Origin of the sequence: Micromonospora sp. WMMD1155 (assembly GCF_029581275.1) — a bacterium.
Classification (GTDB): Bacteria; Actinomycetota; Actinomycetes; order Mycobacteriales; family Micromonosporaceae; genus Micromonospora.
Genome location: NZ_CP120742.1, coordinates 4,152,754 through 4,178,516, shown reverse-complemented (window position 1 = coordinate 4,178,516; position 25,763 = coordinate 4,152,754). Strand labels below are relative to the sequence as shown.

The window sequence follows — 25,763 nt, the reverse complement described above, 5'->3', positions numbered from 1 at the left end:
CTCCCGCCCCGAGAGCTGCGGCGCTCGTCACCCCCCCACTGGTCGCGCGCCGTCGGCCGCCCGCCGTTGGGCCGCCCGCCGCTGGCCGCGCGCCGTCGGACGCGCGCCGTCGGCCGCCCGCCGCTGGTCGCCCGCCGCTGGGCCGCCCGCCGCCCGCCGCCCGCCGCCAAGATCCGCACAACAACAGGGATGTAGTGGCCTCGTTGGTGAAGGAGGCCACTACATCCCTGATATTGCTGTCATGTCCCAGCACCCCCGCGTGGCGAGGACGCCAGGACGTCCGGTCAGCTGCGGCGGAAGGCGTAGCGGCGGGTCTGGCCGGCCTGTCGGCTACGGCCGCCGCCCGAGCGACCGCCGCCACCCTGGGGCGGTCCGGCCGTCGGTGCCACCGGTCGCCCGGCAGACTTCGGCAGGTCTGCCACCGCCGGAGCGTCGACCGCCGCGGGCACGTCGATCGACGGCGTCAGCTCACCGAGCACCGCAGCCGACTCGACCCGCACCGCCGGCAGCACCGGCTCGGGCAGCGACACCGGCACCGTCGACTCGGACAGCACCGCCGCCAGCAACGCCCCGGGCAGCGACACCGGCACCGCCGACTCGGCCGGCACCGCCGGCTCGGCCAGGACCGGCGGCAACGCCGACTCAGCCGGCACCGTGCGCTCGACCGGCACCGCCGGCTCGATCGCGAGGTCGGGGCGGGATCGGCCGTGGGCGGCCGTCTGGTCGGTGCCGAGTGGGGTTCTACGGGACTTCTTCGGATTGCGCCTGGCAGGCATCCGGGCCTCCTTCGGTGCCGACCGACTGGCCGGTCCCGCGCGTCGGCGGTCGGTCGGATCGGCTGGTGGCCGCCGCGCGACGCGACGGCCGAACAGGGAAGGAACTGCTCGCCGGGGTCGGACACAGCCAGCGCCGCCGAACGGCGGGAGGACATGCGGGACGCCCGCGAGCGCACGGACCGCGACGCGGGGCGGCGGGCCGGCTCGGAAGGTGGGGCGTCAGTAACGCATGGCCGTACCCTAACCGCCTCCCGAGCGGACGCGCACCCGATTTACTGGCACGATCGGCACATGCTGATCGCTTTCTCGATCACCCCGCTCGGCGGTGACGACTCCGTGGGTGACCTGGTCGCCGAGGCGGTTCGGGTGGTCCGGGCATCCGGCCTACCCAACCGGACCGATGCCATGTTCACCACCGTCGAGGGCGAGTGGGACGAGGTGATGGCGGTGGTGAAGCGCGCGGTCGACGTGGTCGCCGCCCGGGCGCCCCGGGTGAGCGTGGTGCTCAAGGCCGACGTCCGCCCAGGGGTGACCGACGCGCTCACCGGAAAGGTCGCCCGGATCGAAGCCCGCCTCGCCGAGGGTTGACGGGTCCCGCACGGTGTGCCCGTGGCGCCGACCGCCGCCACCAACAGCAGCCTCGCCGCCACCAACGGCAGCCTCGCCGCCACCCCGAGTATCAGAGGGTGGATCACTGGTCCCGGATCAGCCCACATCGCGATAGGTTCGGAAACGCCAATAGTGGTGACGAGAGGTGGCGGCACGGATGGCTGAGCAGGCGAGGGCACAGATCGGTGTGACCGGGTTGGCGGTGATGGGTCGCAACGTGGCCCGCAACCTGGCCCGCAACGGCTTCACGGTGGCAGTGCACAACCGCTCGCCGGAGCGCACCCGCAGCCTCGTCGCGGAGCACGGCGACGAGGGCACGTTCGTGCCCGGCGAGACGATGGCCGACTTCGTGGCGTCACTGGAACGGCCGCGCGCAGTCATCGTCATGGTCAAGGCCGGTGCGCCCACCGACGCGGTGATCGACGAGTTGGTGCCTCTGCTGGAAGAGGGCGACATCATCGTCGACTGCGGCAACGCCCACTTCGCCGACACCCGCCGCCGCGAGGAGGCGCTGCGCGCGCAGGGGCTGCACTTCAGCGGCACCGGCGTCTCCGGCGGTGAGGAGGGCGCGCTGCTCGGTCCGAGCATCATGCCGGGCGGCTCCGCCGAGTCGTACGCCAAGCTCGGGCCGATGTTCGAGAAGATCGCCGCGCAGGTGGACGGTGTGCCGTGCTGCATGCACGTCGGGCCGGACGGCGCCGGGCACTTCGTCAAGATGGTCCACAACGGCATCGAGTACGCCGACATGCAGCTCATCGCCGAGGCGTACGACCTGCTCCGCTCCGGTCTGGACGCCAAGCCGGCGGAGATCGCGGAGATCTTCCGCGACTGGAACGACGGCGAGCTGGAGTCGTTCCTCATCGAGATCACCGCCGACGTGCTCGCGCACACCGACGCGGAGACCGGCCGGCCGTTCGTGGACATCGTGCAGGACCGGGCCGAGCAGAAGGGCACCGGTCGGTGGACCGTGCAGAGCGCCCTGGACCTGGGCATCCCGATCACCGGGATCGCCGAGGCGACCTTCGCCCGCTCCCTGTCCGGGCACGTCGACCAGCGGGAGGCCGCCCGCCGGGCGTTCCCGGACGCGGGCGAGAAGTGGCAGGTCACCGACCGGGACGCGTTCGTCGAGGACGTCCGCCGGGCGCTGCTCGCTTCCAAGATCGTCGCGTACGCGCAGGGCTTCGACCACATCCGGGCCGGCAGCCAGGAGTACGACTGGGACATCGACCTCGGCGGCACGGCGACCATCTGGCGGGGCGGCTGCATCATCCGGGCCCGCTTCCTCGACCGCATCCGTGAGGCGTACGACCAGCAGCCCGACCTGCCGACGCTGCTGGTCGCACCGTACTTCGCCGACGCCGTCGCGGCCGGTGTGCCGAGCTGGCGACGGGTGGTGGGCGACGCGACCCGGGCCGGTGTGCCGACGCCCGCGTTCTCGTCGTCGCTGGCGTACTTCGACGCGCTACGCGCCGAGCGGCTTCCCGCCGCGCTGATCCAGGGCCTGCGGGACAACTTCGGCGCGCACACCTACCAGCGGGTGGACCGGGACGGCTCGTTCCACACCACGTGGGCCGCCGACCGCACCGAGTCGCCAGCGTAAGACAAACCACGGCCCACGGCCCGATCGCTCGATCCTTGATGTAGTGGCCTCCGCGACGCGGGGAGGCCACTACATCCATGTTCGGGCACGATCATGCTGGCCGCGGATCGCGGGAGACGACCGCGCCGTGGAGGGCGCCCCGATCGCGGGAGACCACCGACCACGGGAGACGTCGGCTGTGCGGGCAGCACCCGGTCAGTTGATCGTGGCGTGCATCTCCCAGACGAGGATCTCGGCCGGTTCGTCGGCGGTGACCCGTCGGCCGCCGGTCATGGTCAGTCGGGCGGCGTCGCCGGTGTTGAGCGGCCCGCTGCCCTCCAGCGTCACTGTGCCGTCAGGCACGTACAGGTGCACGAAGGGCGCGTCGGGGATGGTGACCTCGTCGCCCGGGGTGAGTCGGGCGGCGTGCAGCGTCGCGTACCGGTTGCGGATCCGGATCGCGGACGCGCCGTCGGAACGGTCCATCCCGGAGGCGATCGGCACGAGGCCACCGCGCAGCAGCACGTCCTCGATCTCCAGCTGCTCGTAGCCGGGGTCGACGCCCTGCTCGTCGGGGAGCACCCACATCTGCACGAAGTGCACCGGGTCGCTGTGCGGCTCCTGGTTGTCGAGCCGCCAGGCGTCGTTCTTCTCCGAGTGCAGGATGCCGGTTCCGGCGCTCATCCGCTGGGCCAGCCCCGGGTAGATCACCCCGGAGTGCCCGGTGGAGTCCTGGTGCACCAGGGAGCCGCGCAGCACCCAGGTGACGATCTCCATGTCCTGGTGGGGGTGGGTCTCGAAACCGGCACCCGGGCGTACCACGTCGTCGTTGTTGACCAGCAGCAGACCATGGTGGGTGTTGGCCGGGTCGTAGTGCCGGGAGAACGAGAACGAGTGCTTGGAGTCCAACCAGGAGATCCGGGTGGCGAAGCGGTCGTCGGCGCGACGGACGTCGACCGCGGGGGCCGGTGCGGTCACCAGGCACGCTGCCCGGCGTCGGGGATCGACGGCGCCCAGGTCAGGGCCGGCTCTCCGGTTGCCAGTTCGGCGATCTCGCCGGTACGCAGCTGCGGCGTGTGGCCGAACTCGGCGCAGTGCTGCTCGGCGATCTCGGCACAGATGTCGGCCACCTGCTCGCAGATCGGGTCACCCAGATCGGCCGCGTTCAACGCCATGATCATCTTGAACCGGAGATCCCGCATGTTCACCTCCGAGCGCCGCGGTCCCGCCACCTTCGGACCCTACCCGCCGCCCATACCCGGCACCCCGGAACCGCGCGGCAGCCCAAGATCGACACGACGTCGGCGATGTGGGGGCATCCCGGCGAGGCAACGCCGCCAGATCGCCGACCTGGAGTGGATCAAGGCGCCGACCGCAGACAAGCCCCGGCGCTGCACGCCCACCCGAGCACAGCACAGCGCGGCGCCGCCCGCACTCGGGTGCGGGCGGCGCCGGGGGCAGGTGAGATCGGTCAGAAGAAGCGGCGGCGCTTGGCCTTCTGGGGGCGGAGTAGGTCGGCGCCCTTGGTCAGCAGCCGGGTCGCCCCGGAGGGACCACGTCGGGCCTCCAGGGTGTGGCTGAGTCGACGGGCGCCGGCCGCGGCTACCGGCACCGCGATCGCCATCACCGCCCACTGGGCAATGCGCTTCTGGATCATGTGGGTTCACCTCCGTCAGTGGCTTCTGACGTCACTGATACCCAGTGTGACGTGCGGGTAAGCGCGTCAGCTCAGAACCGGGGCGACCGGGTTGGGCAGCGCCCCGCCGAAGCGCCGGTCCCGCTGCGCGAACAGCTCGCACGCGTACCAGAGGTGGCGGCGGTCGAAGTCGGGCCAGAGGGTGTCCAGGAAGACCAACTCGGCGTACGCGGTCTGCCAGAGCAGGAAGTTGGAGATCCGTTCCTCCCCCGAGGGGCGCAGGAACAGGTCCACCTCGGGGATCTCCGGGTGGTAGAGGTACTTCGCGACGGTCTTCTCGGTGACCTTCGCCGGGTCCAGTCGACCGGCCGCCACGTCCCGGGCGATCGCGGCGGCGGCGTCACCGATCTCGGCCTGCCCGCCGTAGTTGACGCAGAACTGCAGGGTCAGCGTCGAGTTGCCCTGGGACATCTCCTCGGCGGTCTGCAACTCGGAGATGACGCTCTTCCACAACCGCCCGGGGCGACCCGACCAGACCACCCGGACGCCGAGGTCGACCAACTGGTCGCGACGGCGGCGGATGACATCCCGGTTGAACCCCATCAGGAACCGGACCTCGTCCGGCGAGCGCCGCCAGTTCTCGGTGGAGAAGGCGTACGCCGACAGGTACGGGATGCCCATCTCGATGGCACCCTCGATGGTGTCGAAGAGGCTGTGCTCCCCCGCCTCGTGCCCCTTGGTGCGGGGCAGCCCGCGCTCCTTGGCCCACCGACCGTTGCCGTCCATCACCACCGCCACGTGCTTCGGCACCGCCTCGGTGGGCAGTGCCGGCGGCCGGGCGCCGGACGGGTGTGGTGTCGGCGGGGTCGGCTCGCGCCGGTTGGCCTTCTTGGATCGGATCACTCGGTCACTCCCTGTTCGCGCCGTCCGCCCCGGCCTCGACGTCGCCCTGTGGCCGGAGCACCACGGCTCCGCCGCCTTCCGGCGGCGAGGCCGTGCCGGCCGCCGAGGGACCCCGGTCGACCAGCGGCAGCGAGCGTAGCGCGCGCTCCAGGTGCCACTGCAGGTGAGCTGCGACCAGTCCGCTGCACTCCCGGCGTACCCCGGTGTCGGTGGCGTCGGCGACCACCCAGTCGCCGGTGGTCAGCGCGGACATCAGGTCGATGGTGGCCGGCGCGGGGTGAGCCGCGCCGGGTGGCCGGCAGTCGGGGCAGACGGCGCCGCCGGCCGGCACGGAGAACGCCCGGTGCCGGCCGGGGGTGCCGCAGACCGCGCAGGCGACGAGCGCCGGCGCCCAGCCCGCGAGGGCCATCCCCCGCAGCAGGTACGCGTCGAGGACCAGGGTGGTGGCGTGCTCCCCCCGGGACAGCGCCTTCAGTGCGCCCAGGGTGAGCTGGAACAGCCGCAGCGACGGCTCCCGCTCGACCGGGGTCAGCCGCTCGGCGGTCTCGGCGATCGCGCTGGCCGCCGTGTAGCGCGGGTAGTCCCCCAGAAACCGTTTGCCGTACAGGTCGATGCCCTCGGCCTGGCTGACGGTGTGCAGCGCGCTGCCGTGGTTGCCCTTCGGGTCTCCGGCGAGCTGGAGGTCGACGTGGCCGAACGGTTCCAGCCGGGCGCCGAACTTGCTGGTGGTGCGGCGGACCCCTCGGGCCACCGCGCGCAGCCGGCCGTGTCGACGGGTGAGCAGGGTGATGATCCGGTCGGACTCGCCGAGTTTCTGCACACGCAGCACCACCGCGTCGTCGCGGTAGAGCTGTCGGCGGTACCCGGCCATCGGGCCATTCTCCCTCGGGGTGCGATATCAGGGTTGGTTCGGGGTGCAGGCGCGGAGTAACCCCGATGCGCGCGGCTCTTCACCGGTCGTAGCGTGCTGGCCATGGCAATGCAACCGACCTCCGGCGGTCTCCGTCGGCGCGCCGCCGCCCCCGTGGCCCTGGGGCTGGCGACCACCCTCATCGTGCTCGCCGGGTGCGACAACCTGGCCATGCGTCGGCTCGACTACGACGACACCGAGCCGGTGAAGATCACCAACATCCGGGTGCTGCCGGGTTCCGGCGATGTGGTCGTCCGGGGCACCGGCACCGCGGCGGAGGCGCGGATCAAGCGGGTGGTGCGCTACCAGGGCGGCGAGCCGCAGGCCCGGTACGAGATCAAGGGCAGCGAGCTGGTGCTGGACACCGACTGCGGCGACCGGTGCAGCGTCTCCTACGAGGTCACCGTGCCGGAGGGGGTGGCCCTCCAGGGCGAGTCCGGTTCGGGTGACGTCGAGCTGAGCAGGGTCGGCGCGGTGGAGCTTCGGCTGGGTTCGGGTGACGTACGGGTCACCGGGGCCGATGGCAAGGTCGAGGTGGAGACCGGCTCCGGCAACATCGACGTGAGCGAGGTCAGCGGGGCCGTCCGCCTGCGCGCCGGGTCCGGTGACATCACCGCACGACGGCTCGTCGCCACCACGGATGCCGAGGCCGGCTCCGGCAATGTCACAGTCGAGCTGGACACACCGGCTGCGGCGCGGGTGCACGCGTCCAGCGGCGACGTGACGTTGCTGGTGCCGCCGGGCAGCTACCGGGTGCGCTCCGGTGCGGGCTCCGGGGACACTCGGGTCACCGTCGCCGACGACCCGGCCGCGTCCCTGGTGCTCGACGGTTCGGCCGGCAGCGGCAACGTGACGATCAGCCAACGTTGACGTCGACGGTGGTCGGCTCCCCGGCCGACCGCTGGGCCGGCACCGCGGCCGGCTCGGGCGCACGCCTGGACGACCCCGCACCGACGGAGTCGCCCGACAGCGCACCGGACCGGGCATCCGGCCCGGCTGGGGGCTCGCCGACGGGCGCGGCCGCCCCGGCCGGGCGCGGCGGGCCACCGGGGATCAGCTCCGGGCGGCGACGGGCGGCGACGTCCTCGACCCAGCCGACGGCGAGGGTGACCAGTCCGACCAGCGCGAAGACCAGCAGCACCCGGATGGCCAACCCCACCGGGTCCTGGTGGGACCAACCCACCACGTCGACGAGCGGGGTGAGCGCCACCACGAACGGCATGTGCCAGAGATAGACGGTGAGCGCCCGCCGGTTGACGACTGTCACCGCCCGGTCGGCCAGCCGACTGCGACTCAGCCACACCACCCCGGAGGGGGCCCGACCCAGGACGACCAGGATGAACGCGGCCGACCAGAGTGCGTTGCCCAGGTGGTTGTCGTTCAGGTCGTACCCGCGTGGGCCGGGATGCCCGACGATCCAGGCACCGCCGCCCACCGCGAGGGCGGCCGCCACCGGATAGAGCAACCGGCCGGAGAGCCGGCGCAGCATCCCGGCGTGGTGGGCGAAGCCCAGCGTCCACGCCCCGAAGTACAGCCCGAACTCGCGCAGCACCGGTGGTGCCGGGTAGATCCCCGCTTCGATCGCCACCAGGAGGAGGTACGGGGCCAGCACCGTGGGCAGCGGGGCACGCCGGAACAGCCAGAACGCCACGGGTGAGGCGAGCACGAACCACAGGTAGTCGCGCAGGTACCAGATGACGCTCAGGGCCAGTGCGCCCCAGTCGTTGGCCGGCGGGTCGGCGATCGGGAACAGCCACAGCAGAACCCGGGGGCTCACCGGCAGACCGGTGAGCAGCATGGCCGGTACGAAGACCGCCGCGAGCACCCACAGTGACGGCAGCAGCCGACGCAGCCGACGCGCGACCGCCGTCGGCCCGGAGCGGGTCAGCGACGCGGCCATCAACGAACCGGCCAGCGCGAACATCACCGACATGGCGGGGAAGACGAGGGTGAGGGTCGCCCACCCGGTGACGTGGTAGACGACCACTCGGACGATGGCCAGGAATCGGAGCAGATCGAGGTACCTGTTGCGCATCAGCCTGCATCTCGGTCGGGGACGCTTGGCGTTGTTCCCCTACCCTGCGCGGTGCCGCCGCGAAACGGGCAACACCCCCGACCGAACGTGAATCTTTCCACCACCACGACCGAAGACGATCATGAGGTACGCCGACAGTCGCGCTCCCGCCGACCGGGGCCGGTCGGCGCGGTGGTGTCAGAAGCCCAGCTTGCGCAGCTGCTTCGGGTCGCGCTGCCAGTCCTTCGCCACCCGTACGTGCAGGTCGAGATAGACCCGGCCGCCCAGCAGCTCCTCGATCTGGCGGCGGGCGTTGGTGCCGACCTCCTTGAGCCGGCTCGCCCGATGACCGATCACGATCGCCTTCTGGCTGGGTCGCTCGACGTACACGTCGGCGTAGATCTTCGTCAGTTGACCTTCGGGGATCATCTCCTCCACCACGACGGCGATGGAGTGCGGCAGCTCGTCGCGGACCCCTTCCAGGGCGGCCTCCCGGATCAGCTCCGCGACCATCACCTGCTCGGGGTCGTCGGTCAGCATGTCGTCCGGGTAGAGCTGCGGCGACGGCGGCAGGTAGTCGGTCATCACGTCGACGAGCGTGTCCACCTGGTGCCCGGAGACCGCGCTCACCGGCACCACCGCGGCGAAGTCCCCCAGCTCGCTCACCGCGAGCAACTGCTCCGCCAGCCGGCGCTTGTCCACCAGGTCGGTCTTGGTGACCACCGCCAGCACCGTCGCCTTCAACTCGGCCAACTCGCCGGTGATGAACCGGTCGCCGCGCCCGACCGGCTCGTCCGCCGGGATGCACAGGCCGATCACGTCGACCTCCGTCCAGGTGGACCGGACCAGGTCGTTGAGGCGCTCACCGAGCAGCGTCCGGGGGCGGTGCAGGCCCGGGGTGTCGACCAGGACCAACTGCGACTCCGGGCGGTGCAGCACGGCCCGGATGACGTGCCGGGTGGTCTGCGGTTTGTTCGAGGTGATCGCGATCTTGGTGCCGACGATGGCGTTGGTGAGCGTGGACTTGCCCGCGTTGGGCCGGCCGACGAAACAGCCGAACCCGGCCCGGTACGGCCTCGCCTCCGGGTCCTGCACGGGGCTCACTGGGTCACCGTGCCGAGGACCGTGCCATCCGGGGCGGCCAGGTGGATCGGGGCGTCCACCGCGAGGTCACGCACCGCCGCGTGACCGGCGCCGTCCAGCGTCGACGCCTCGGTCACCACCACCGCCGCCTCCAGCCGACTCGCCCCGGCCGCCACCGCCGACGCGACAGCCAACTGCAACGCGGTGAGGGTCAGCGACGGCAGCGCGACGCTGGCCGCCGCGTACGTCCGGCCGTCCTGATCCCGGACCGCGGCGCCCTCCACGGCGCCGACCCGCCCGCGGGCGCCCCGGGCCAGGACGACCAGCTTGGCGTCCTCGGCGCTCAGCTCGGCTGACGCGGTGGGGGCCGGCCGGGCGGCGGGGGCGGCGGGTGTGTCAGGCATCGGCTGGTTGCCTCTCGTCATCTCGGTGGTTGTCCGTGTCGTCCCCGGGGTCGGCGTGCTCGCCGCGCCCCGCGGTGTCCTTCTCGTGCCGCCCCGCGCTGCCCTGCTCGCCGCGCCCCGCGGTGTCCTTCTCGTGCCGCCCCGCGCTGCCCTGCTCGCCGCGCCCCGCGGTGTCCTGTTCGTGGCCCGACTCCACCCGGCTGACCAGGACGGTGTCGATCCGGTTACGCCTGCCGGTGGTGCCCTCGGCGACCAGCCGGAGACCGGCGACCTCGACCGTCGCACCGGGGATCGGCACCCGCCCCAGCGACTGGGCGAGCAGGCCCCCGACCGTCTCCACCTCGTCGGTGGGCAGGTCGGTGTCGAACATCTCGCCCAGGGTCTCCACCGGCAGGCGGGCGGTCACCCGGACCGACGAGTCCGCCAGACGTTCGACGGGCGGGCGTTCGACATCGTACTCGTCGGTGATCTCACCGACGATCTCCTCCAGGATGTCCTCGATGGTGACCAGGCCGCCGGTGCCGCCGTACTCGTCGACGACGATGACCAGGTGGTTGCGGGCCGCCTGCATCTCGGACAGCAGGTCGTCGACCGGCTTGGACTCCGGCACGAAGGTCGCCGGGCGCATCAACTCGGCCACCGGCAACTGCTCGGCCTGCGGGTCGCCGCCCCGGGAGCGGCGGATGAGGTCCTTCAGGTAGAGCACGCCCAGCACGTCGTCGACGCTCTCGCCGATCACCGGGATGCGGGAGAAACCGGAACGCAGGAAGAGCGCCAGCGCCTGCGCGAGCGTCTTGCCCTCCTCGATCCACACCATCTCGGTACGCGGCACCATCACCTCGCGGGCGATGGTGTCGCCGAGCGCGAAGACCGAGTGGATCATCTGACGCTCGCCGTGCTCGACGACGCCGCGCTGCTCGGCCAGGTCGACCAGCTCTCGCAACTCCACCTGGGTGGCGAACGGCCCCTCGCGGAAGCCGCGGCCCGGGGTGACCGCGTTGCCGATCAGGATCAGCAACGACGCGAGCGGGTTGAGCGCCCGGCCCAGCCACCGGACCAGCGGCGCGACCGCACGACCGACGGCGTACGCGTGCTGCCGGCCGATGGTGCGCGGCGCGACGCCGACCACCACGAAGCTGACCACGGTCATCGCGCCGGCGGTCACCAGCGCCGCCCGCCAACCGGCGCCGAAGCTGTCCACCGCGACCAACGCCACGAGCGTGGTGGCGGTCAGCTCGGCCAGCAGCCGCAGCAACAGGAGCAGGTTGAGGTGCCGGACGACGTCACCGGCGACCGCCTGGAGGGTCCTGGCGCCCCGCACCCCGTCGCGGGCCAGCTCGGCGGCGCGGGCCGGAGAGACCGCAGCGAGAGCCGCCTCGGTCATCGCGATCAGACCGGCCAGCACCACCAGGCCGGCCGCGAAGGCGATCAGCTGCAGGTCGGGAAGGCCGGCGGTGGCACCGGCCGCGAGTAACGGAGGAGTGGACATCACTGGGTGCGGGTCGACCGCCAGCTGGCCAGCAGTCGGGCCTGGAGACCGAACATCTCCCGCTCCTCCTCCGGCTCGGCGTGGTCGTAGCCAAGCAGGTGCAGCACCCCGTGCACGGTGAGCAGGTGCAGCTCGTCGGCGGGCGAGTGCCCGGCCGTCGCCGCCTGCTTGGCCGCGACCTCGGGGCACAGCACGATGTCGCCGAGCAGGGCGGGCTCGCCGCCGGCCGGCGCGGACTCACCCGGGCCGTGGTCGACGCTGCCCTCGTCCATGGGGAAGGCGAGCACGTCGGTCGGGCCGTCGCCACCCATCCAGCGGTGGTTCAGCTCGGTCATGTAGTCGATGTCGACCAACAGCACGGACAACTCGGCGAGGGGGTTGACCCCCATCTCGTCGAGGGCGTGCCGGGCGACGGCGAGCACGGCGTCGGTGTCGACGTCGACACCGGACTCGTTGGCGATCTCGATGGACAACTGCTTTCCTCTGCTTTAGCGGCGGCGGCCGGCCCGGCCGCCCTGGGCGGGTCGCCCGGGCACGGCATGGACGCCCTGCGCCTGCTGGTTCTCCCGCTCGGCGTCCCAGCGGGCGTACGCGTCGACGATCTCCCCGACCAGCCGGTGGCGGACCACGTCGGAGCTGGACAGCTGGGCGAAGTGCACGTCCTCGACGTTCTCCAGGATCTCCCGGACGACCCGCAGACCGCTGGTCGTCCCGCCGGGAAGGTCCACCTGGGTGACGTCACCGGTCACGACGATCTTGGAGTTGAAGCCGAGCCGGGTGAGGAACATCTTCATCTGCTCGGGCGTGGTGTTCTGCGCCTCGTCCAGGATGATGAACGCGTCACTCAGCGTCCGCCCCCGCATGTACGCCAGTGGCGCGACCTCGATCGTGCCCTGGGCCATCAGCTTCGGGATCGTCTCCGGGTCGAGCATCTCGTGCAGCGCGTCGTAGAGCGGGCGCAGGTACGGGTCGATCTTCTCGTTGAGCGTGCCGGGCAGGAAGCCCAGCCGCTCCCCCGCCTCGACCGCCGGCCGGGTCAGGATGATCCGGTTGACCTGCTTGGCCTGCAACGCCTGGACGGCCTTCGCCATCGCCAGGTAGGTCTTGCCGGTGCCGGCCGGGCCGATGCCGAAGACGATGGTGTTCGAGTCGATCGCGTCGACGTAGCGCTTCTGACCGAGGGTCTTGGGCCGGATGGTGCGCCCGCGCCGCGAGAGGATGTTGAGCGTCAGAACCTCGGCGGGCCGCTCGGCGCTGCCCTGCTCGAGCATGCCGACGGTACGCCGGACGGCGTCAGTGGTCAGGGTCTCGCCTTTCTCGATGAGTTCGAGCAGCTCGCTGAAGACCCGCTCGGCGAGGGCGTTGTCCGCGGGGTCACCGGTGATGGTGATCTCGTTGCCGCGGACGTGCACGTCACTGTTGACCGAGCGTTCGACGAGTCGGAGGATCTCGTCGCCAGCGCCGAGCAGATTGACCATGATCTTCGAGTCGGGCACGGTGATCCTGGTCTGCACCCGGGGCGGGCCGGGAGGTGGGGTGCCGGTCATAGGTCGGGCCGAAGGGCCCTGCGCCACCTGCTCTCGATCTCGGCGCCGGTCTGCTGGCCGGCGTGCGGACGTTACACCCATCGTATCCGTTCGACGCGGGCCGCATCGCGCCCATTTCCGCTGGCCGCGATCAACGCCCGGTGCGGAAGTCGTACCGGTCGAAGGTCTCCTGGTGACGGGTGAACCGGTACGTTGCCCAGTGCATCCGGACCACCGCGCCGGTGTCGTCCCGGGTCAGTCGCAGCAGCTCGCCGGCCTCCCGCCCGGATGCCGTCCGGAACACGTCCGGTCGGTCCGGTAGGGGCACGAAGATCGCCGGCGGCCGTCCGGCCGGGTCGCCGGCCCCGCGTGCCCGCAGGGAGCCGTCCTGCCAGGAGAAGACGTACTCGAAACCCTCGCCCCACCACCTGCCGAGCACGCCCCGGAGGGCCGCCGGCGCGGGGGCGCCGGGCCGCCACGGCTCGATGTCGGCCGGGTCCTGCTCGACCGCCGCGGCCAGCAGCCGGTGCGGCAGGTCGAACAGCTCGGTCGCCGTACCGGACGAACCGAGTACCGCGGCGCCCATCGCGCCGGCCGTGCCGTCGCCGCCCCGCCGGCCGTACACACCGGCCAGGAAACCGGGCATCGCCCCGTCGTGCCCCACGTGCATCACCCGTTCGCCCTGCGGGACCAGGATCAGCCCGAGCCCGAAGCCCGCGCCCCAGAGCGTCTCGTCGGTGGTGGTCAGCGGCCAGCGCATCTCGTCCAGCGTCGCGGGGGCGAGCACCGCGCCGGCCGGGTCCAGTGCCGCCGGGTCGGCCAGGAACGCCGCCCACCGCGCCATGTCGGTGGCGGTGCTCCAGAGCTGCGCGGCCGGGCCGACCGCGCCGAAGTCGGTCGGCGGCTCCGGGTGCGCCTCGTCGGAGTACGCGTCGACCAGGAACCCGGTGGCCGCCGTCGGTCGGGGGGTCACCGTGGTGTCGGTCAGCCCGAGCGGCGTCAGGATCCGCTCGCTGAGTGCCTGCGCCCAGCTCTCGCCGCGCAGTCGGGCGACCAGTCGACCGAGCACGGCCATGGCCAGGTTGGAGTAGTGGAACCGGCGGGCCGTCGGCAGCACCCGCTCGGCCCGGTCCAGCTCCGCCACCAACCGGTCGGCGTCCGGTGCGCGCAGGGTGTCCCACACGTCGCCGAACGGCTCGCGTTGCAGACCGGCGGTGTGCGACAGCAACCGGCGTACGGTCAGCTCACCGTGGGCGGGCAGATCCAGGTGCCGACCCACCGGGTCGTCCAGGTCCAGCAGCCCGTCGTCGCGGCACTGGAGGGTGAGCGCCGCGGTGAAGGTCTTGGTGACCGAGCCGATCCGGAACTGGGTGTCCGGCGCCAGCGGGTTGTCGCTTCCGGTGTCGCCGACGGTGCAGGTCCAGAGCGGTCGGTCGGCCCGGTGCAGCGCCACCGACACCGCCGGCACCCGGGCGTCGGCCTGCACCCGCCGGACGAGTCGACCCAGGTGCTCGTGCCCCCGGGCGGCCGGCTCGCTCACGCGAGGTCCCGGGCCAGCATCGGGCCGAGCGGCGCACCACCGAGCAGATGGGCGTGCGCGTGGAACACCTCCTGCCCGCCGTACGCGCCGGTGTTGAACATCAACCGGAAACCGTCGCCGAGCAGGCCCTCGTCCTCGGCCACGGCGGCGGACGTCGCCAGCACGTCGGCGGCCAGCGCAGGGTCACCCTGGGCGAGGGTGGCGACGTCGGCGTAGTGCTCCTTCGGAATGACCAGGACGTGCACCGGCGCCTTCGGATCGATGTCGCGGAAGGCGAGCGTGGTGTCGGTCTCCCGGACCACGGTGGCCGGGATCTCCCCGGCGACGATGCGGCAGAACAGGCAGTCGGATCCCATCGGGGCAGTGTAAGGACTGGCAGGTGGCTCGGGCAGGATGGCCGGCATGACGGATCGGGCGGTACTCGTGACCGGAGCCTCGCGGGGGATCGGCGCCGCGGTGGCACAGGCGTTCGCGGCGGGCGGTGACCGGGTGGCGATCCACCACCGCGACTCGGCCGACGCGGCCGAGGACCTGCGGTCGCGACTGCCCGGTGCCGGGCACGTGGTGGTCCGCGCGGACCTCACCGACCCGGACGCGGTCCGGGCCATGGTCGACCGGGCCGCCGAGGCGCTCGGCGGGTTGGACGTCCTGGTCAACAACGCCGGGACGTACGGCGACCGGGACGACCCGCACCCGATCTTCGGTGCCTCCTACGAGCAGTGGCAGCAGCGCTGGCGGCAGGTGCTGGAGACCAACCTGACCGGCGCGGGCAACGTCATCTGGTGCGCCGCCCAGCACATGCGTGAACGCGGCGGGCGGATCGTCAACGTCTCGTCCCGGGGCGCGTTCCGGGGGGAGCCGCACCAGCCCGCGTACGGTGCCAGCAAGGCGGGGCTGAACGCGCTGGGCCAGTCCCTCGCCGTGGCGCTCGCGCCGTACGGCATCGCGGTCGCCACCGTCGCGCCGGGCTTCGTGGCGACCGACATGGTCGCCGAGTACCTGCGCGGGGACGAGGGTGCGGCGATCCGGGCGCAGAGCCCGTTCGACCGGGTGGCCCGGCCGGAGGAGATCGCCGCCGCGGTGCACTGGCTGGCCTCGCCGCAGGCCGAGTGGGCCTCCGGCACGATCGTCGACCTCAACGGCGCCTCCTACCTGCGGAGCTGACGTCGGAACAACCGCCGGATCACCCGGTCCGGGGGGTGGTTCGGGGCACGTGGATGGGTAAGTCCCACCGACATGGCCGACTCCGCGCTGCTGGACCTCACTGCCGACTACCGGGTGGCCGACGGCCACGACGACGACCCCGTCCTGCTCCGACCCGACGGGACTCCCGTCGACACCTGGCGCGAGGACTACCCGTACGACGAACGGATGGACCGCGACGAGTACGACCGGGACAAGCGGCTGCTCCAGATCGAGCTGTTGAAGCTCCAGGACTGGATCAAGGAGTCCGGCGAGCGGCTGCTGATCATCTTCGAGGGGCGGGACGCGGCCGGTAAGGGCGGCACCATCAAGCGCTTCATGGAGCACCTCAACCCGCGCGGCGCGTCGGTGGTGGCACTCGCCAAACCGGACGAGCGGGAGGCCGGCCAGTGGTACTTCCAGCGGTGGTTGGCGCACCTGCCGGCGGCCGGTGAGATCGTGCTGTTCGACAGGTCCTGGTACAACAGGGCCGGCGTCGAGCGGGTGATGGGCTTCTGCGGCCGCAAGGAATACCTGGAGTTCCTGCGGCAGGCCCCGGAGCTGGAGCGGATGCTGGTGCGCTCGGGCATCCGGTTGGTCAAGTTCTGGTTCTCCGTCTCCCAGAACGAGCAGCGCACCCGGTTCGCGATCCGCCAGGTCGACCCGGTCCGGCAGTGGAAGCTGTCCCCGATGGACATCGCGTCGCTGGACCGGTGGGACGAGTACACGGAGGCCAAGGAGGCGATGTTCTTCTGGACCGACACGGCCGACGCGCCGTGGACGGTGGTGAAGAGCAACGACAAGAAGCGGGCGCGGCTGGAGGCGATGCGGCACGTGTTGCACCGCTTCGACTACGACGGCAAGGACCTCGCGGTGGTCGGCACACCCGACCCGCAGATCATCGGGAACGCCGGGCTGGATCTGGGGCCGGAGGAGGAGGTCGTGCCGGTGTTCCCGAGGCCCTGAACGGTCACCAGCGGCCGAGGCGGGTGGCGAGCACGCTGAGCGCCGCCACTCCGGCGGTCGAGGTGCGCAACACCGCCGGACCGAGCCGCACCGGTCGGCCGCCGGCCTCGCGGAACGCGGTCAGCTCGGCCGGGGCGATGCCACCCTCCGGGCCGACCACCAGGACGATCTCACCGGAGGTCGGCAGGTCGGCGGTGGTCAGCCGCTCGTCGGCCTCCTCGTGCAGCACGAACGCGGCGGCGGCACCGGCGATCCGGCGGGCCACCGTGGCGGTCGACTCGTCCGGCGACCCGGCCACCACCGGCAGCCACGGCCGGCGGGCCTGCTTGGCGGCCTCCCGGGCGGTCGCCACCCACTTCTCCCGGGCCCGTACGCCCCGGTCACCGCGCCACTGGGTCACCGAACGCGACGCCGCCCACGGCACGATCTCGTCGACGCCGACCTCGGTCATCGCCTGCACGGCCAGCTCGCCCCGGTCGCCCTTCGCGATGCCCTGCACGGTGACGATCCGGGGTACCGGCGCGTCCGCGTACCCCCGGGAGGTGACGGTGACCTCCAGGCTGCCCCGGCCGACGGCGGTGACCACGGCGGCGGCCGTGCCGCCCCGGCCGTCGGCGAGCAGCAGTTCCTCACCGACGCGTAGCCGCTGCACGGTCGCGGCGTGGTGCCCCTCCGGACCCGCCAGGGTCAGCGTGTCGCCGGTGGGCAGCGCCTCGACCAGGAAGAGCGGCGCGGACACCTCAGGCGTGCCCGTTGAACGCGTCGCGCATCCGGGAGAAGAAGCCGCCCTGCTTGGACAGCTCGGCGACCTCCTCACCGCGGGTCTTGGCGAAGTCGCGCAGCATCTTCTCCTGGTCCGGGTCGAGCTTGGTGGGTGTCCGCACGTCCAGGTGCACGTAGAGGTCGCCGCGACCGGTGCCGCGCAGGTGCGGCACGCCCCGGGCGCGCAGCCGCAGCGTGCTGGCCGGCTGGGTGCCGGCCTTGACGTCGACGGTCTCCTCGCTGTCCAGGGTCTTGATGGTGAGCCGGGTGCCCAGCGCCGCCGCGGTCATCGGCACGGTGACCCGGCAGTGCAGGTCGTCACCCTTGCGGGAGTAGACGTCGTGCGGCCGCTCGTGGATCTCCACGTAGAGGTCACCGGCCGTGCCGCCACCCGGGCCGACCTCGCCCTGCTGGGCCAGCCGGATCCGCATGCCGTCCTCGACCCCGGCCGGGATCTTGACGGTCAGCGAACGGCGGGTACGCACCCGACCGTCGCCCGCGCAGGTGGGGCACGGGTGCGGGATGGTGGTGCCGTAGCCCTGGCACACGGTGCACGGCCGGGCGGAGACCACCTGGCCGAGGAAGGTGCGCTGAACCGACTGCACCTCGCCGCGACCGGCACACGCCTCGCAGGTCGCCAGGTGGGTGCCGGCGGCCGTGCCGGCGCCGGAGCAGGTGGTGCAGAGCACCGCGGTGTCGACGGTGATCGGCGCCTCGACGCCGAACGCCGTCTCGTGCAGGTCGAGTTCGAGTCGCAGGATCGCGTCGGCGCCCGGGCGGGTACGCGGACGCGGCCCCCGGGTGTTGCCCCCGGCACCGCCGAAGAACGCGTCCATGATGTCCTGGAAACCGACGAACGGGCCGGCACCGCCGGGGCCCCCGGGGCCTCCGGCACCGCCGCCGCCCGGGGCGAGCGGGTCGCCACCCAGGTCGACGATCTGCCGCTTCCGGTCGTCCGAGAGGACCTCGTACGCGGCGTTGATGTCCTTGAACTTCTCCTGAGCCTCCGGGTCCGGATTGACGTCCGGGTGGAACTGGCGCGCCAGCTTGCGGTAGGCGCGCTTGATCTCGTCATCGGAGGCTTCCCGGCTCACACCGAGGATGCCGTAGTAGTCCCTGGCCACTGCGTTCCGTGTCCTCATGTTCGTCTCGCGTTGCGCCGATCCGGCAGCCGCCGGCCGTCGGCCCTGACTGGTCAGTTCTGGGCCAGCAACTCGCCCACGTAGCGTGCCACGGCGCGCACCGTGGCGATGTTGCCGGGGTAGTCCATCCGCGTGGGCCCCAGCACCCCGAGACCACCGACGATCGTCGCGCCCGGGCCGTAGCCGGTGCTGACCACCGAGGCGGCCCGCAGGTTGTCGAACTCGTTCTCGTCGCCGATCAGCACCCGGGTCGTGCTCGGCTCGGTCTCCCCGATGAGCTTGAGGAGCACGACCTCCTCCTCCAGCGCTTCGAGGATCGGCCGCAGCGAACCCTGGAAGTCGAGCAGACCACCCCGGGTGAGGTTCGCGGTGCCGGCCAGCGCGATGCGTTCCTCGTGCCGCTCGACGAGCGTCTCCAGGAGCACCGTGGAGAGCATGGTCATCGTCGGCTGCAACTCGGGCGACGCCTCCTCGACCAGTGCCTGCACCAGCGGGGGTGTGTCGGACAGCCGAGCCCCGGCCAGCTTCTCGTTGACCAGCCGACGCAGGTCGGTGACGTCGTCGGCGGGCACCGGCCCGGGCAGCTCCACCAGTCGCTGCTCCACCCGACCGGTATCGGCGATCATGACGAGCATCAGCCGGGTGGTGGAGATCGGCACCAGCTCCAGGTGACGCACCGAGGAGCGGGCCAGCGACGGGTACTGCACGACGGCCACCTGCCGCGTCAACTGGGCGAGCAGCCGCACCGTGCGGTGCACCACGTCGTCGAGGTCGACCGCGCCGACCAGGAAGCGCTCGATGGCCCGACGCTCGGCCGGGCTGAGCGGCTTGACCCGGGACAACCGGTCGACGAAGAGTCGGTAGCCACGGTCGGTGGGCACCCGGCCGGCACTGGTGTGCGGCTGCCGGATGTAGCCCTCCTCCTCCAGCACGGCCATGTCGTTGCGGACCGTGGCCGGGGAGACCCCGAGCTGGTGCCGTTCGACCAGCGCCTTGCTGCCGACCGGCTCCTGGGTGGAGACGTAGTCCTCGACGATGGCGCGGAGCACGGCGAGTTTCCGGTCGTCGAGACCCATCCTCCGCACCTCCTGTCGCACGTCGGCCGCCGACCTCCGGGGCCGGCCGGGCCGTCCTGGCACTCGACTGTAACGAGTGCCAGTCTACGTCGGTGCACCCGCCGACGCGATGATCAACGGCGGCCGGTCGGTGCGGCCCGCGCCACCCCCACCGGTCCGATCGGCCCACACCGCCGGGCGGTGTCGCACTGGTGCGGCGTTGCCAGGTGCCCCTACCGTGACATCCATGACTGAACCTCCTCGCCCTCCCGGCGCGGGTGACCCCGGCAACCATCCGCCGGAGCCGACCTCCCCGGGTTCGTACCCGTCGGCCGAGCCACCCACCGCACCACTGTCCGGCGCACCGGGCCCGGGCGGCTATCCCCCGCCCGGTGGCTATCCGCCGCCCACCGGTGACCAACCGCCGTCAGGCGGCTACCCTCCGGCGGGTGGGTACCCTCCACCCGGGGGCTATCCCCCGCCCGGCGGCTACCCGACCGGCGGCGCGTACGGCGGCCCCGGCGGCGGCTACGCGAACAACGAAGACAAGACCTGGGCTCTGATCGCGCACTTCGGCGGCGCCGCCGGGATGATCATCAGCGGCGGCGTGCTCGGCTGGATCGCCCCGCTGGTGGCGATGCTGGTCCGCGGCAACCAGTCCCCGACCGTGCGGGCGCACGCCGTGGCGGCGCTCAACTTCCAGCTCATCTGGTCGATCGTCGGCCTGGTCGGCTGGGTGCTGTCCTGCATCCTGATCGGCTTCATCGGGGTCGGCGCGGCCATCATCCTCGGCGCGGTGTTCGGCATCCTGGCCGGAATCAAGGCCAACGAGGGGCAGCTCTACCGCTACCCGCTCTCCGCGAGCTTCGTCAAGTGACAGCGGGCCGGCCGCTCCCCCGGCCGGCCCCGCACCGTCCCGTTCAGGGCAGCAGGTCGCGCACCACCGCGTCGGCGAGCAGCCGCCCGCGCAGGGTGAGCACCGCCCGACCGGCCGCGTACTGGTCGGCGGCCAGCAGACCGTCGGCCAGCGCCCGCTCGGCGCCTGCCCGTCCGGTGGCGTCGAGCACGGCCAACGGGAGGCCGCTGGCGAGGCGCAGCCGCAGCATCACGTCCTCCATGTGCGCCTCGTCGGCGGTGAGCACCTCCCGCGCCAGGCCGGGAGACACGCCGTCGGCCAACCGCTGGGCGTACGCCGAGGGGTGCTTGACGTTCCACCACCGCACGCCACCGACGTGGCTGTGCGCCCCCGGCCCCAGGCCCCACCAGTCCGCGCCGGTCCAGTAGAGCAGGTTGTGCCGGCACCGGGCCTCGTCGGTGCGCGCCCAGTTGGAGACCTCGTACCAGGAGAGCCCGGCCGCGTCGAGAGCGGCCTCCGCGGCCAGGTAGCGGTCCGCGGCCACGTCGTCACTGGGGTACGCCAGTTCGCCGCGCCGCATCCGGGCGGCGAGCCGGGTGCCGTCCTCGACGATCAGGGCGTACGCGCTGACGTGGTCCACCCCGGCGGCGACCACCTGCTCCAACGAGGCGGCGAAGTCCTCGGCCCGCTCCCCCGGCGTCCCGTAGATCAGGTCCAGGTTGACGTGCTCGAAGCCGGCGTCGCGGGCTTCCAGGGCGGCGGCGGTGGCCCGCCCGGCGCTGTGTGTGCGGTCCAGGATCGCCAGCACCCCCGGCGACGCGGACTGCATGCCCAGCGAGATCCGGGTGTAGCCGGCGGCCCGCAGCAGCTTCAACGATTCCGGGGTGACCGACTCCGGGTTGGCCTCGGTGGTCACCTCGGCGTCGGCGGCCAGCCCCCAGGTGCGGTCGATGCCGTCGAGGATGCGGGCCAGGTCGTCGGCGGGGAGCAGGGTGGGCGTGCCGCCACCGACGAAGACGGTGTCGACCCGGGGCGGTGGGCTGTCGCCCAGCACCCGGGCGGCGAGCGCCAGCTCGGCCAGGACGGTGTCGGCGTACCCGTCGCGGCTCGCGCCGCCGCCCAGCTCGGCGGCCGTGTAGGTGTTGAAGTCGCAGTAGCCGCAGCGACTGGCGCAGAACGGCACGTGGACGTACACGCCGAAGCCGCGTGCGCCGACCGCTGTGGTGGCGGTGGCGGGCAGCGATCCGTCGGCGGGGACGGTCTCACCATCTGGAAGGACGCCGGGCATGGCCACTAGTGTGCCCGGCATGACCTCTCCCGACGTCCTCGTGCGGGTCGCCACGGCCCGTGGGGTGACCACCCTCACCCTGGACAGCCCGCACAACCGCAACGCGCTCTCCACCGGTCTCATGACCCAGCTGCTGGCCGGGCTGGGTGACGCGGTCGCCGACGAGACGGTCCGGGCGATCGTGCTGGACCACACCGGCCCGGTCTTCTGCTCGGGTGCGGACCTGAAGGAGACGGCCGCCGCGTACGCCAGCGGGACGGTTCCCGCCGGCATGCTGGGTGACGTGCTCGCGGCGCTCTGGGAGTGCCCGAAGCCGGTGCTGGCCCGGGTGGGCGGGCCGGCGCGGGCCGGCGGGCTCGGCCTGATCGCCGCCGCCGACCTGGCGGTCTGCGCCGACGAGGCGACGTTCGCGTTCACCGAGGTGCGGATCGGGGTGATCCCGGCGGTGATCTCGGCGACCGTGCTGCCCCGGCTGCACCCGCGCGCCGCGGCCGAGCTGTACCTGACCGGGGACACCTTCGACGGGCGGCGGGCCGCCCAGGTCGGCCTGGTCACGGCCTCCGTGCCCGCCGCCGAACTGGACGCCGCGGTGCGGGGCTACTGCGACTCGCTGGTGCGGGGCGCGCCCGGCGCGTTGGCCGGCGCGAAGGAGTTGCTGCGTCGACCGGGCACCGCCGAGCTGCGCGCGGACCTGGCCCGGCTGTCCGCCCTGTCGACCGGCTACTTCCTCTCCGAGGAGGGGCGCGAGGGAGTCACCGCGTTCCGGGAGAAGAGATCGACTCGATGGGTGGCCGCTCTGGACGGTGGTTCCGCTGACCATGCCGGGTAGGACCGGGCTCACCGGTCGGCAGACCGGGGCCGCCGCGCCGCGGTGACCGTCGTGGGCGCCGCCGTCGAGCGTCGGCGCCCACCCGGCGGTCACCACGCGGTCGCGCCGCCGTCGACCGGATAGTTGGCGCCGGTGATGTAGGACGCCCGGTCGGAGGCGAGGAAGACCACCAGTTCGGCGACCTCCTCCGGCTGCGCGAAGCGCTTCAGCAGCGTCTTTCCGGTGATGGCGTCCCGGGCCGCCTGGTTGTCACCCAGGTCGCGCTCGCTGGCCGGGCTGATGATGGGCCCGGGGCTGACCGCGACCGCCCGGATGCCGTGTGGCGCGCCTTCGAGGGCGAGCTGTCGGGTCAGACCGATGACGCCGGCGTTCGCCGCGGTGTGGCCGACCATCGGGGGGACGTGACCGGCGATCGACCCCGCCATGGAGGCGGCGTTGATGATCACGCCACCGCCCCGCCGCACCAGGTGCGGCCAGGCGAACTTCGACACGAAGTACGGGATGTCGAGTTCTCCGGTGATGGTGTAGCGCCAGTCCTCGACCGAGAAGTCGGGCATCGGCCCGAAGCGGAGCGCCGCCGCGTTGTTGTAGACCACGTCGAGCCCGCCGTAGGCCGCTGCGGCGTCCTCGACGAGGGTGCGCACCTGCTCCGGGTCGGTGAGGTCGACCGGGGCGATGCCCGTCATCTCACCGCCGGCGTTACGAACGAGTTCGACGGTCTCGTTGTTGCCGTCGACCTGGATGTCGGCTCCGACGACCTTCGCGCCCTCCCGCGCGAAGATCTGCGCGGCGACCCGTCCCAGACCGCCGCCGGTGCCGGTGACGAGTACGACCTTGCCGTCGAGCGTTCCCATGGAACTCCTCCTTGCTCCGTGACCGGTCCGGTCGCCGGTGTCGGACGGCCGGGCGGTCAAGCGATTGACATGTCAACTGCGGCAACTCCTTGACTGGTCAATCACTTCCCGGCGGGATCGAGGCCGTGACGTGCGGAACAGGCCGGACGGGCACCACGCGGAGTGCTGGCACGGTGTGTGCCTGATGCGCCTGATCGTCGCCGGGCGGGGCTGCGGCAGAGGGCCGTTCCGGCAGGTGAGACCGGCCCCAAAGCGGGAATGTCCCGATCGGCACGCCTCGGCAGAGCCGGTCCCGAACCGCTCAGACGACCCGGAGAGGTCCGCGGGGGACGTACGCTTGGGAGACTGTCGATCTGGGGGTGTGGGTGCGAACTCGGGCAACCGTGGCGGGTGGAGTGGTCCTCATCCTCGTCGCCGTGATCGCGATCTGGCTCGTCGTACGGCAGGTCGGTGACCGCCTCCAGTTACCCCTGTCGGCCCGGAAGTGCACAGTGCAGGCCGACGGCCGGGTCGCGCTCGACGCCGACCAGATGGCCAACGCGGCGACCATCGCGGCGATCGGCGCCCAGCGCAAGATGCCCGAGCGGGCCGTGGTGGTCGCGCTGGCCACCGCGTACCAGGAGTCGGGGCTGCGCAACCTCGCCGACGGCGACCGCGACTCGGTCGGCCTGTTCCAGCAGCGGCCCAGCCAGGGCTGGGGCACGCCGGCGCAGATCCGCGACCCGCGCTACGCGGCCAACCGGTTCTACGCGGCGCTCAAGAAGGTGCGCGGCTGGGAGAAGATGCGCGTCACCGACGCCGCCCAACGGGTGCAGCGTTCGGCCTTCCCGGAGGCCTACCAGAAGTGGGCCGACGACTCCGAGGTGCTCAGCCGAGCCCTGCTGGGCGACGCCACCGGAGCGGTCGCCTGCACGGTGGGGCGCACCCCGGTGATGCACGGCGCGGCGGCGGCCGCGCAACTGACCCGCAACCTGGTGCTGGACTGGGGGTTGAAGGGCCTCGACCCGACCGATCCGACCGGGCTGACGGTCACTCCCGGCGACCAACGCGACGGCTGGCGGTACGCGCACTGGTTGGTCTCCCACGCGCAGGACCACGGGGTCAAGCGCGTCCGCTTCGGCGACCTGGAGTGGACCGCCCGCGCCGGCACCTGGGGTCGGGCGGACGGCGAGCAGAGCCCCGCCGGTCAGGTGGTGGCCGAGGTGTTCAACGAGGGCTGACGACCCGGATCTCTTAACCGGCAGTCACCGCACAATCGGACAAATGCCCATCAAAGGTTGCATCGATCACGAAGATCTCACTCTCCGCAGCTCTCCCGCTGCGCGGGGTCCCGCTGCGGTCCACGCATCGAAGACTCCCTCCCCGAGGCATCGGCCGCCGCGTTACGATCGGCGGCCTGTGCCAGAAAAGGATTCACCTCATGGGGAGGGGTACGACACGGTGTTCGATTACGGCGACCGGACCGGTTACGAACCGATCAGCGACACTGACCGCAAGGAGTTCCACGAGCAGGGCTTCCTCCTGCTGCGCAACGTCCTGACGGAGGACCACCGGGCGGCGCTGGAGGCGGCTGTCGACCGCGTCTACGCGGAGGAGCAGGCCAAGGGCACCACCAAGAAGGACGGCACCCTGCACCTGCTGGGCTTCCTGGAGCGCGACGAACTCTTCGGTGAGCTGCTGACCCACCCGATCGCCTTCCCGTACATGTGGGGGCTGGCCGGCTGGAACATCTACACCCACCACAACCATCTGGACGTCACCCCGCCGGCCGCCGAGCCGGAGAAGCCGTACTGGGGTTGGCACCAGGACGGGTACCGGCAGAACTCCGACCCGGAGACGATGGACCCGAACCTGCCCCGGCCGATGTTCTCGCTGAAGGTCGCGTACGTGCTGTCGGACCTGTCGGAGACCGGCCGTGGCGCCACCAAGGTCATCCCGGGCAGCCACCTGTGGAACTCGCTGGACCGGCCCAAGGACCTCAGCGTGCACAACCCGGACCCGGAGGGCACGGTGGAGATCACCGCCAACCCGGGTGACGCGTTCATCTTCGACCGCCGGCAGTGGCACTCGCGCTCGACGAACCTGTCGACGATCACCCGCAAGATGCTCTTCGTCGGCTACACCTACCGGTGGATCCGCCCGCTGGACGAGCTGCACCCCGACGTGAACGGCGAGTGGTACCGCAACCGCACCCCGGTCCAGCGCCAGCTGATCGGTGAGGGCACCCACACCGCCAACTACTGGGGCATCAACTGGGACGGGTACGTCGACGACGAGATCCCGCTGCGCAAGGAGCTCAAGGAGCGCGGTCTGCTCGACCGCAACATCCCCTGGCTCCGCTGACGTACCGCTGGAAGGAA

At 72.2% G+C, this 25,763-nt stretch carries 27 protein-coding genes and 1 pseudogene; 9 read left to right on the top strand and 19 right to left on the bottom strand.

Annotated elements, in window-relative coordinates; translation table 11 throughout:
- Positions 1 to 284: 284 nt before the first annotated feature.
- Entirely contained in the window at positions 285 to 776 is a 492-nt protein-coding gene (locus tag O7617_RS19255) for a hypothetical protein (protein WP_282257145.1), read from the bottom strand.
- 291 nt (positions 777 to 1,067) lie between these two features.
- Between O7617_RS19255 and O7617_RS19250 the strand changes: the two genes are divergently transcribed.
- Positions 1,068 to 1,364 (top strand): thiamine-binding protein, encoded by a 297-nt coding sequence (locus O7617_RS19250; protein WP_145779424.1) that lies wholly within the window; start codon positions 1,068 to 1,070, stop codon positions 1,362 to 1,364.
- Between the two features lie 178 nt (positions 1,365 to 1,542).
- The gene (gndA, locus tag O7617_RS19245; protein WP_282257144.1) at positions 1,543 to 2,985 is read left to right on the top strand and encodes an NADP-dependent phosphogluconate dehydrogenase; all 1,443 of its coding nucleotides are present in this window, start codon (positions 1,543 to 1,545) and stop codon (positions 2,983 to 2,985) included.
- Positions 2,986 to 3,180: 195 nt separating this feature from the next.
- Here the strand turns inward: gndA and O7617_RS19240 are convergent, their stop codons facing one another.
- The 5 genes from O7617_RS19240 to recO all read right to left on the bottom strand — a co-directional run bounded on the left by O7617_RS19240 (position 3,181) and on the right by recO (position 6,374).
- On the bottom strand, positions 3,181 to 3,942 hold the full coding sequence (locus tag O7617_RS19240) for a pirin-like bicupin family protein (RefSeq protein WP_282257143.1): 762 nt from the start codon (positions 3,940 to 3,942) through the stop codon (positions 3,181 to 3,183).
- The gene (locus O7617_RS19235; protein WP_282257142.1) at positions 3,939 to 4,196 is read right to left on the bottom strand and encodes a thioredoxin reductase; all 258 of its coding nucleotides are present in this window, start codon (positions 4,194 to 4,196) and stop codon (positions 3,939 to 3,941) included. Before O7617_RS19235 ends, O7617_RS19240 begins: the two co-directional genes overlap by 4 nt.
- Before the next feature lie 239 nt (positions 4,197 to 4,435).
- Positions 4,436 to 4,621, bottom strand: coding sequence for a hypothetical protein (locus tag O7617_RS19230; protein ID WP_282257141.1), 186 nt, complete (start codon positions 4,619 to 4,621; stop codon positions 4,436 to 4,438).
- Positions 4,622 to 4,687: 66 nt separating this feature from the next.
- Positions 4,688 to 5,503 (bottom strand): isoprenyl transferase, encoded by an 816-nt coding sequence (locus tag O7617_RS19225; RefSeq protein ID WP_282257140.1) that lies wholly within the window; start codon positions 5,501 to 5,503, stop codon positions 4,688 to 4,690.
- A gap of 4 nt (positions 5,504 to 5,507) precedes the next feature.
- Complete coding sequence (gene recO / locus O7617_RS19220) at positions 5,508 to 6,374, bottom strand: DNA repair protein RecO (RefSeq protein WP_282257139.1); 867 nt, start codon at positions 6,372 to 6,374, stop codon at positions 5,508 to 5,510.
- 102 nt (positions 6,375 to 6,476) lie between these two features.
- Between recO and O7617_RS19215 the strand changes: the two genes are divergently transcribed.
- Entirely contained in the window at positions 6,477 to 7,283 is an 807-nt protein-coding gene (locus tag O7617_RS19215; RefSeq protein ID WP_282257138.1) for a DUF4097 family beta strand repeat-containing protein, read from the top strand.
- Here O7617_RS19215 and O7617_RS19210 read toward each other — a convergent pair.
- From O7617_RS19210 to O7617_RS19175, 8 genes and pseudogenes are all read right to left on the bottom strand, one after another.
- Positions 7,270 to 8,448 carry an acyltransferase gene (locus O7617_RS19210; RefSeq protein ID WP_282257137.1) on the bottom strand — a complete coding sequence of 393 codons (1,179 nt, stop codon included), beginning with the start codon at positions 8,446 to 8,448 and terminating at the stop codon, positions 7,270 to 7,272. The two genes, O7617_RS19215 and O7617_RS19210, sit on opposite strands and share 14 nt — an antisense overlap.
- A gap of 177 nt (positions 8,449 to 8,625) precedes the next feature.
- Positions 8,626 to 9,531, bottom strand: a complete 906-nt coding sequence (gene era / locus O7617_RS19205) for a GTPase Era (protein WP_282257136.1) — start codon at positions 9,529 to 9,531, stop codon at positions 8,626 to 8,628.
- Positions 9,528 to 9,914: a cytidine deaminase gene (locus O7617_RS19200; protein WP_282257134.1), complete on the bottom strand. Its 387-nt coding sequence runs from the start codon at positions 9,912 to 9,914 to the stop codon at positions 9,528 to 9,530. The genes era and O7617_RS19200 overlap by 4 nt, the downstream gene beginning before the upstream one ends.
- A 190-nt stretch (positions 9,915 to 10,104) precedes the next feature.
- Positions 10,105 to 11,427: pseudogene (locus O7617_RS19195) on the bottom strand (hemolysin family protein); the annotation flags it as partial.
- Positions 11,403 to 11,876, bottom strand: a complete 474-nt coding sequence (gene ybeY / locus O7617_RS19190; protein ID WP_282257133.1) for an rRNA maturation RNase YbeY — start codon at positions 11,874 to 11,876, stop codon at positions 11,403 to 11,405. The gene ybeY and the pseudogene O7617_RS19195, both read right to left, overlap by 25 nt.
- A 15-nt stretch (positions 11,877 to 11,891) precedes the next feature.
- Positions 11,892 to 12,950, bottom strand: coding sequence for a PhoH family protein (locus tag O7617_RS19185; RefSeq protein ID WP_269682781.1), 1,059 nt, complete (start codon positions 12,948 to 12,950; stop codon positions 11,892 to 11,894).
- Between the two features lie 130 nt (positions 12,951 to 13,080).
- Positions 13,081 to 14,469 (bottom strand): serine hydrolase domain-containing protein, encoded by a 1,389-nt coding sequence (locus O7617_RS19180; protein WP_282257131.1) that lies wholly within the window; start codon positions 14,467 to 14,469, stop codon positions 13,081 to 13,083.
- A complete protein-coding gene (locus tag O7617_RS19175) occupies positions 14,466 to 14,825 on the bottom strand; it encodes a histidine triad nucleotide-binding protein (protein ID WP_282257130.1) in 360 nt (119 codons plus the stop codon). Before O7617_RS19175 ends, O7617_RS19180 begins: the two co-directional genes overlap by 4 nt.
- A gap of 46 nt (positions 14,826 to 14,871) precedes the next feature.
- On the opposite strand from O7617_RS19175, the gene O7617_RS19170 reads away from it, so the two are divergent.
- Together O7617_RS19170 and ppk2 are read left to right on the top strand one after the other, a co-directional pair.
- Positions 14,872 to 15,633, top strand: coding sequence for an SDR family oxidoreductase (locus O7617_RS19170; RefSeq protein ID WP_282257129.1), 762 nt, complete (start codon positions 14,872 to 14,874; stop codon positions 15,631 to 15,633).
- Between the two features lie 72 nt (positions 15,634 to 15,705).
- Complete coding sequence (gene ppk2 / locus O7617_RS19165) at positions 15,706 to 16,617, top strand: polyphosphate kinase 2 (protein ID WP_282257128.1); 912 nt, start codon at positions 15,706 to 15,708, stop codon at positions 16,615 to 16,617.
- A 4-nt stretch (positions 16,618 to 16,621) separates the two neighbouring features.
- On the opposite strand, the gene O7617_RS19160 is transcribed toward ppk2, so the two are convergent.
- The 3 genes from O7617_RS19160 to hrcA all read right to left on the bottom strand — a co-directional run bounded on the left by O7617_RS19160 (position 16,622) and on the right by hrcA (position 19,597).
- Positions 16,622 to 17,356, bottom strand: a complete 735-nt coding sequence (locus tag O7617_RS19160) for a 16S rRNA (uracil(1498)-N(3))-methyltransferase (RefSeq protein ID WP_282257127.1) — start codon at positions 17,354 to 17,356, stop codon at positions 16,622 to 16,624.
- A gap of 1 nt (position 17,357) precedes the next feature.
- Complete coding sequence (dnaJ, locus tag O7617_RS19155) at positions 17,358 to 18,503, bottom strand: molecular chaperone DnaJ (protein WP_282264793.1); 1,146 nt, start codon at positions 18,501 to 18,503, stop codon at positions 17,358 to 17,360.
- 71 nt (positions 18,504 to 18,574) lie between these two features.
- A complete protein-coding gene (gene hrcA / locus O7617_RS19150; protein WP_282257126.1) occupies positions 18,575 to 19,597 on the bottom strand; it encodes a heat-inducible transcriptional repressor HrcA in 1,023 nt (340 codons plus the stop codon).
- Between the two features lie 226 nt (positions 19,598 to 19,823).
- Between hrcA and O7617_RS19145 the strand changes: the two genes are divergently transcribed.
- Positions 19,824 to 20,453 (top strand): DUF4870 domain-containing protein, encoded by a 630-nt coding sequence (locus O7617_RS19145; RefSeq protein WP_282257125.1) that lies wholly within the window; start codon positions 19,824 to 19,826, stop codon positions 20,451 to 20,453.
- 43 nt (positions 20,454 to 20,496) lie between these two features.
- Here the strand turns inward: O7617_RS19145 and hemW are convergent, their stop codons facing one another.
- On the bottom strand, positions 20,497 to 21,720 hold the full coding sequence (gene hemW / locus O7617_RS19140; protein WP_282264792.1) for a radical SAM family heme chaperone HemW: 1,224 nt from the start codon (positions 21,718 to 21,720) through the stop codon (positions 20,497 to 20,499).
- A 19-nt stretch (positions 21,721 to 21,739) separates the two neighbouring features.
- On the opposite strand from hemW, the gene O7617_RS19135 reads away from it, so the two are divergent.
- Positions 21,740 to 22,549, top strand: coding sequence for an enoyl-CoA hydratase-related protein (locus tag O7617_RS19135; RefSeq protein WP_282257124.1), 810 nt, complete (start codon positions 21,740 to 21,742; stop codon positions 22,547 to 22,549).
- A gap of 89 nt (positions 22,550 to 22,638) precedes the next feature.
- On the opposite strand, the gene O7617_RS19130 is transcribed toward O7617_RS19135, so the two are convergent.
- The gene (locus O7617_RS19130; RefSeq protein ID WP_282257123.1) at positions 22,639 to 23,403 is read right to left on the bottom strand and encodes an SDR family NAD(P)-dependent oxidoreductase; all 765 of its coding nucleotides are present in this window, start codon (positions 23,401 to 23,403) and stop codon (positions 22,639 to 22,641) included.
- A 359-nt stretch (positions 23,404 to 23,762) separates the two neighbouring features.
- Between O7617_RS19130 and O7617_RS19125 the strand changes: the two genes are divergently transcribed.
- Positions 23,763 to 24,623, top strand: coding sequence for a hypothetical protein (locus O7617_RS19125; RefSeq protein ID WP_282257122.1), 861 nt, complete (start codon positions 23,763 to 23,765; stop codon positions 24,621 to 24,623).
- Positions 24,624 to 24,843: 220 nt separating this feature from the next.
- A complete protein-coding gene (locus O7617_RS19120; protein WP_088988074.1) occupies positions 24,844 to 25,746 on the top strand; it encodes a phytanoyl-CoA dioxygenase family protein in 903 nt (300 codons plus the stop codon).
- The last annotated feature ends 17 nt before the right edge of the window (positions 25,747 to 25,763 follow it).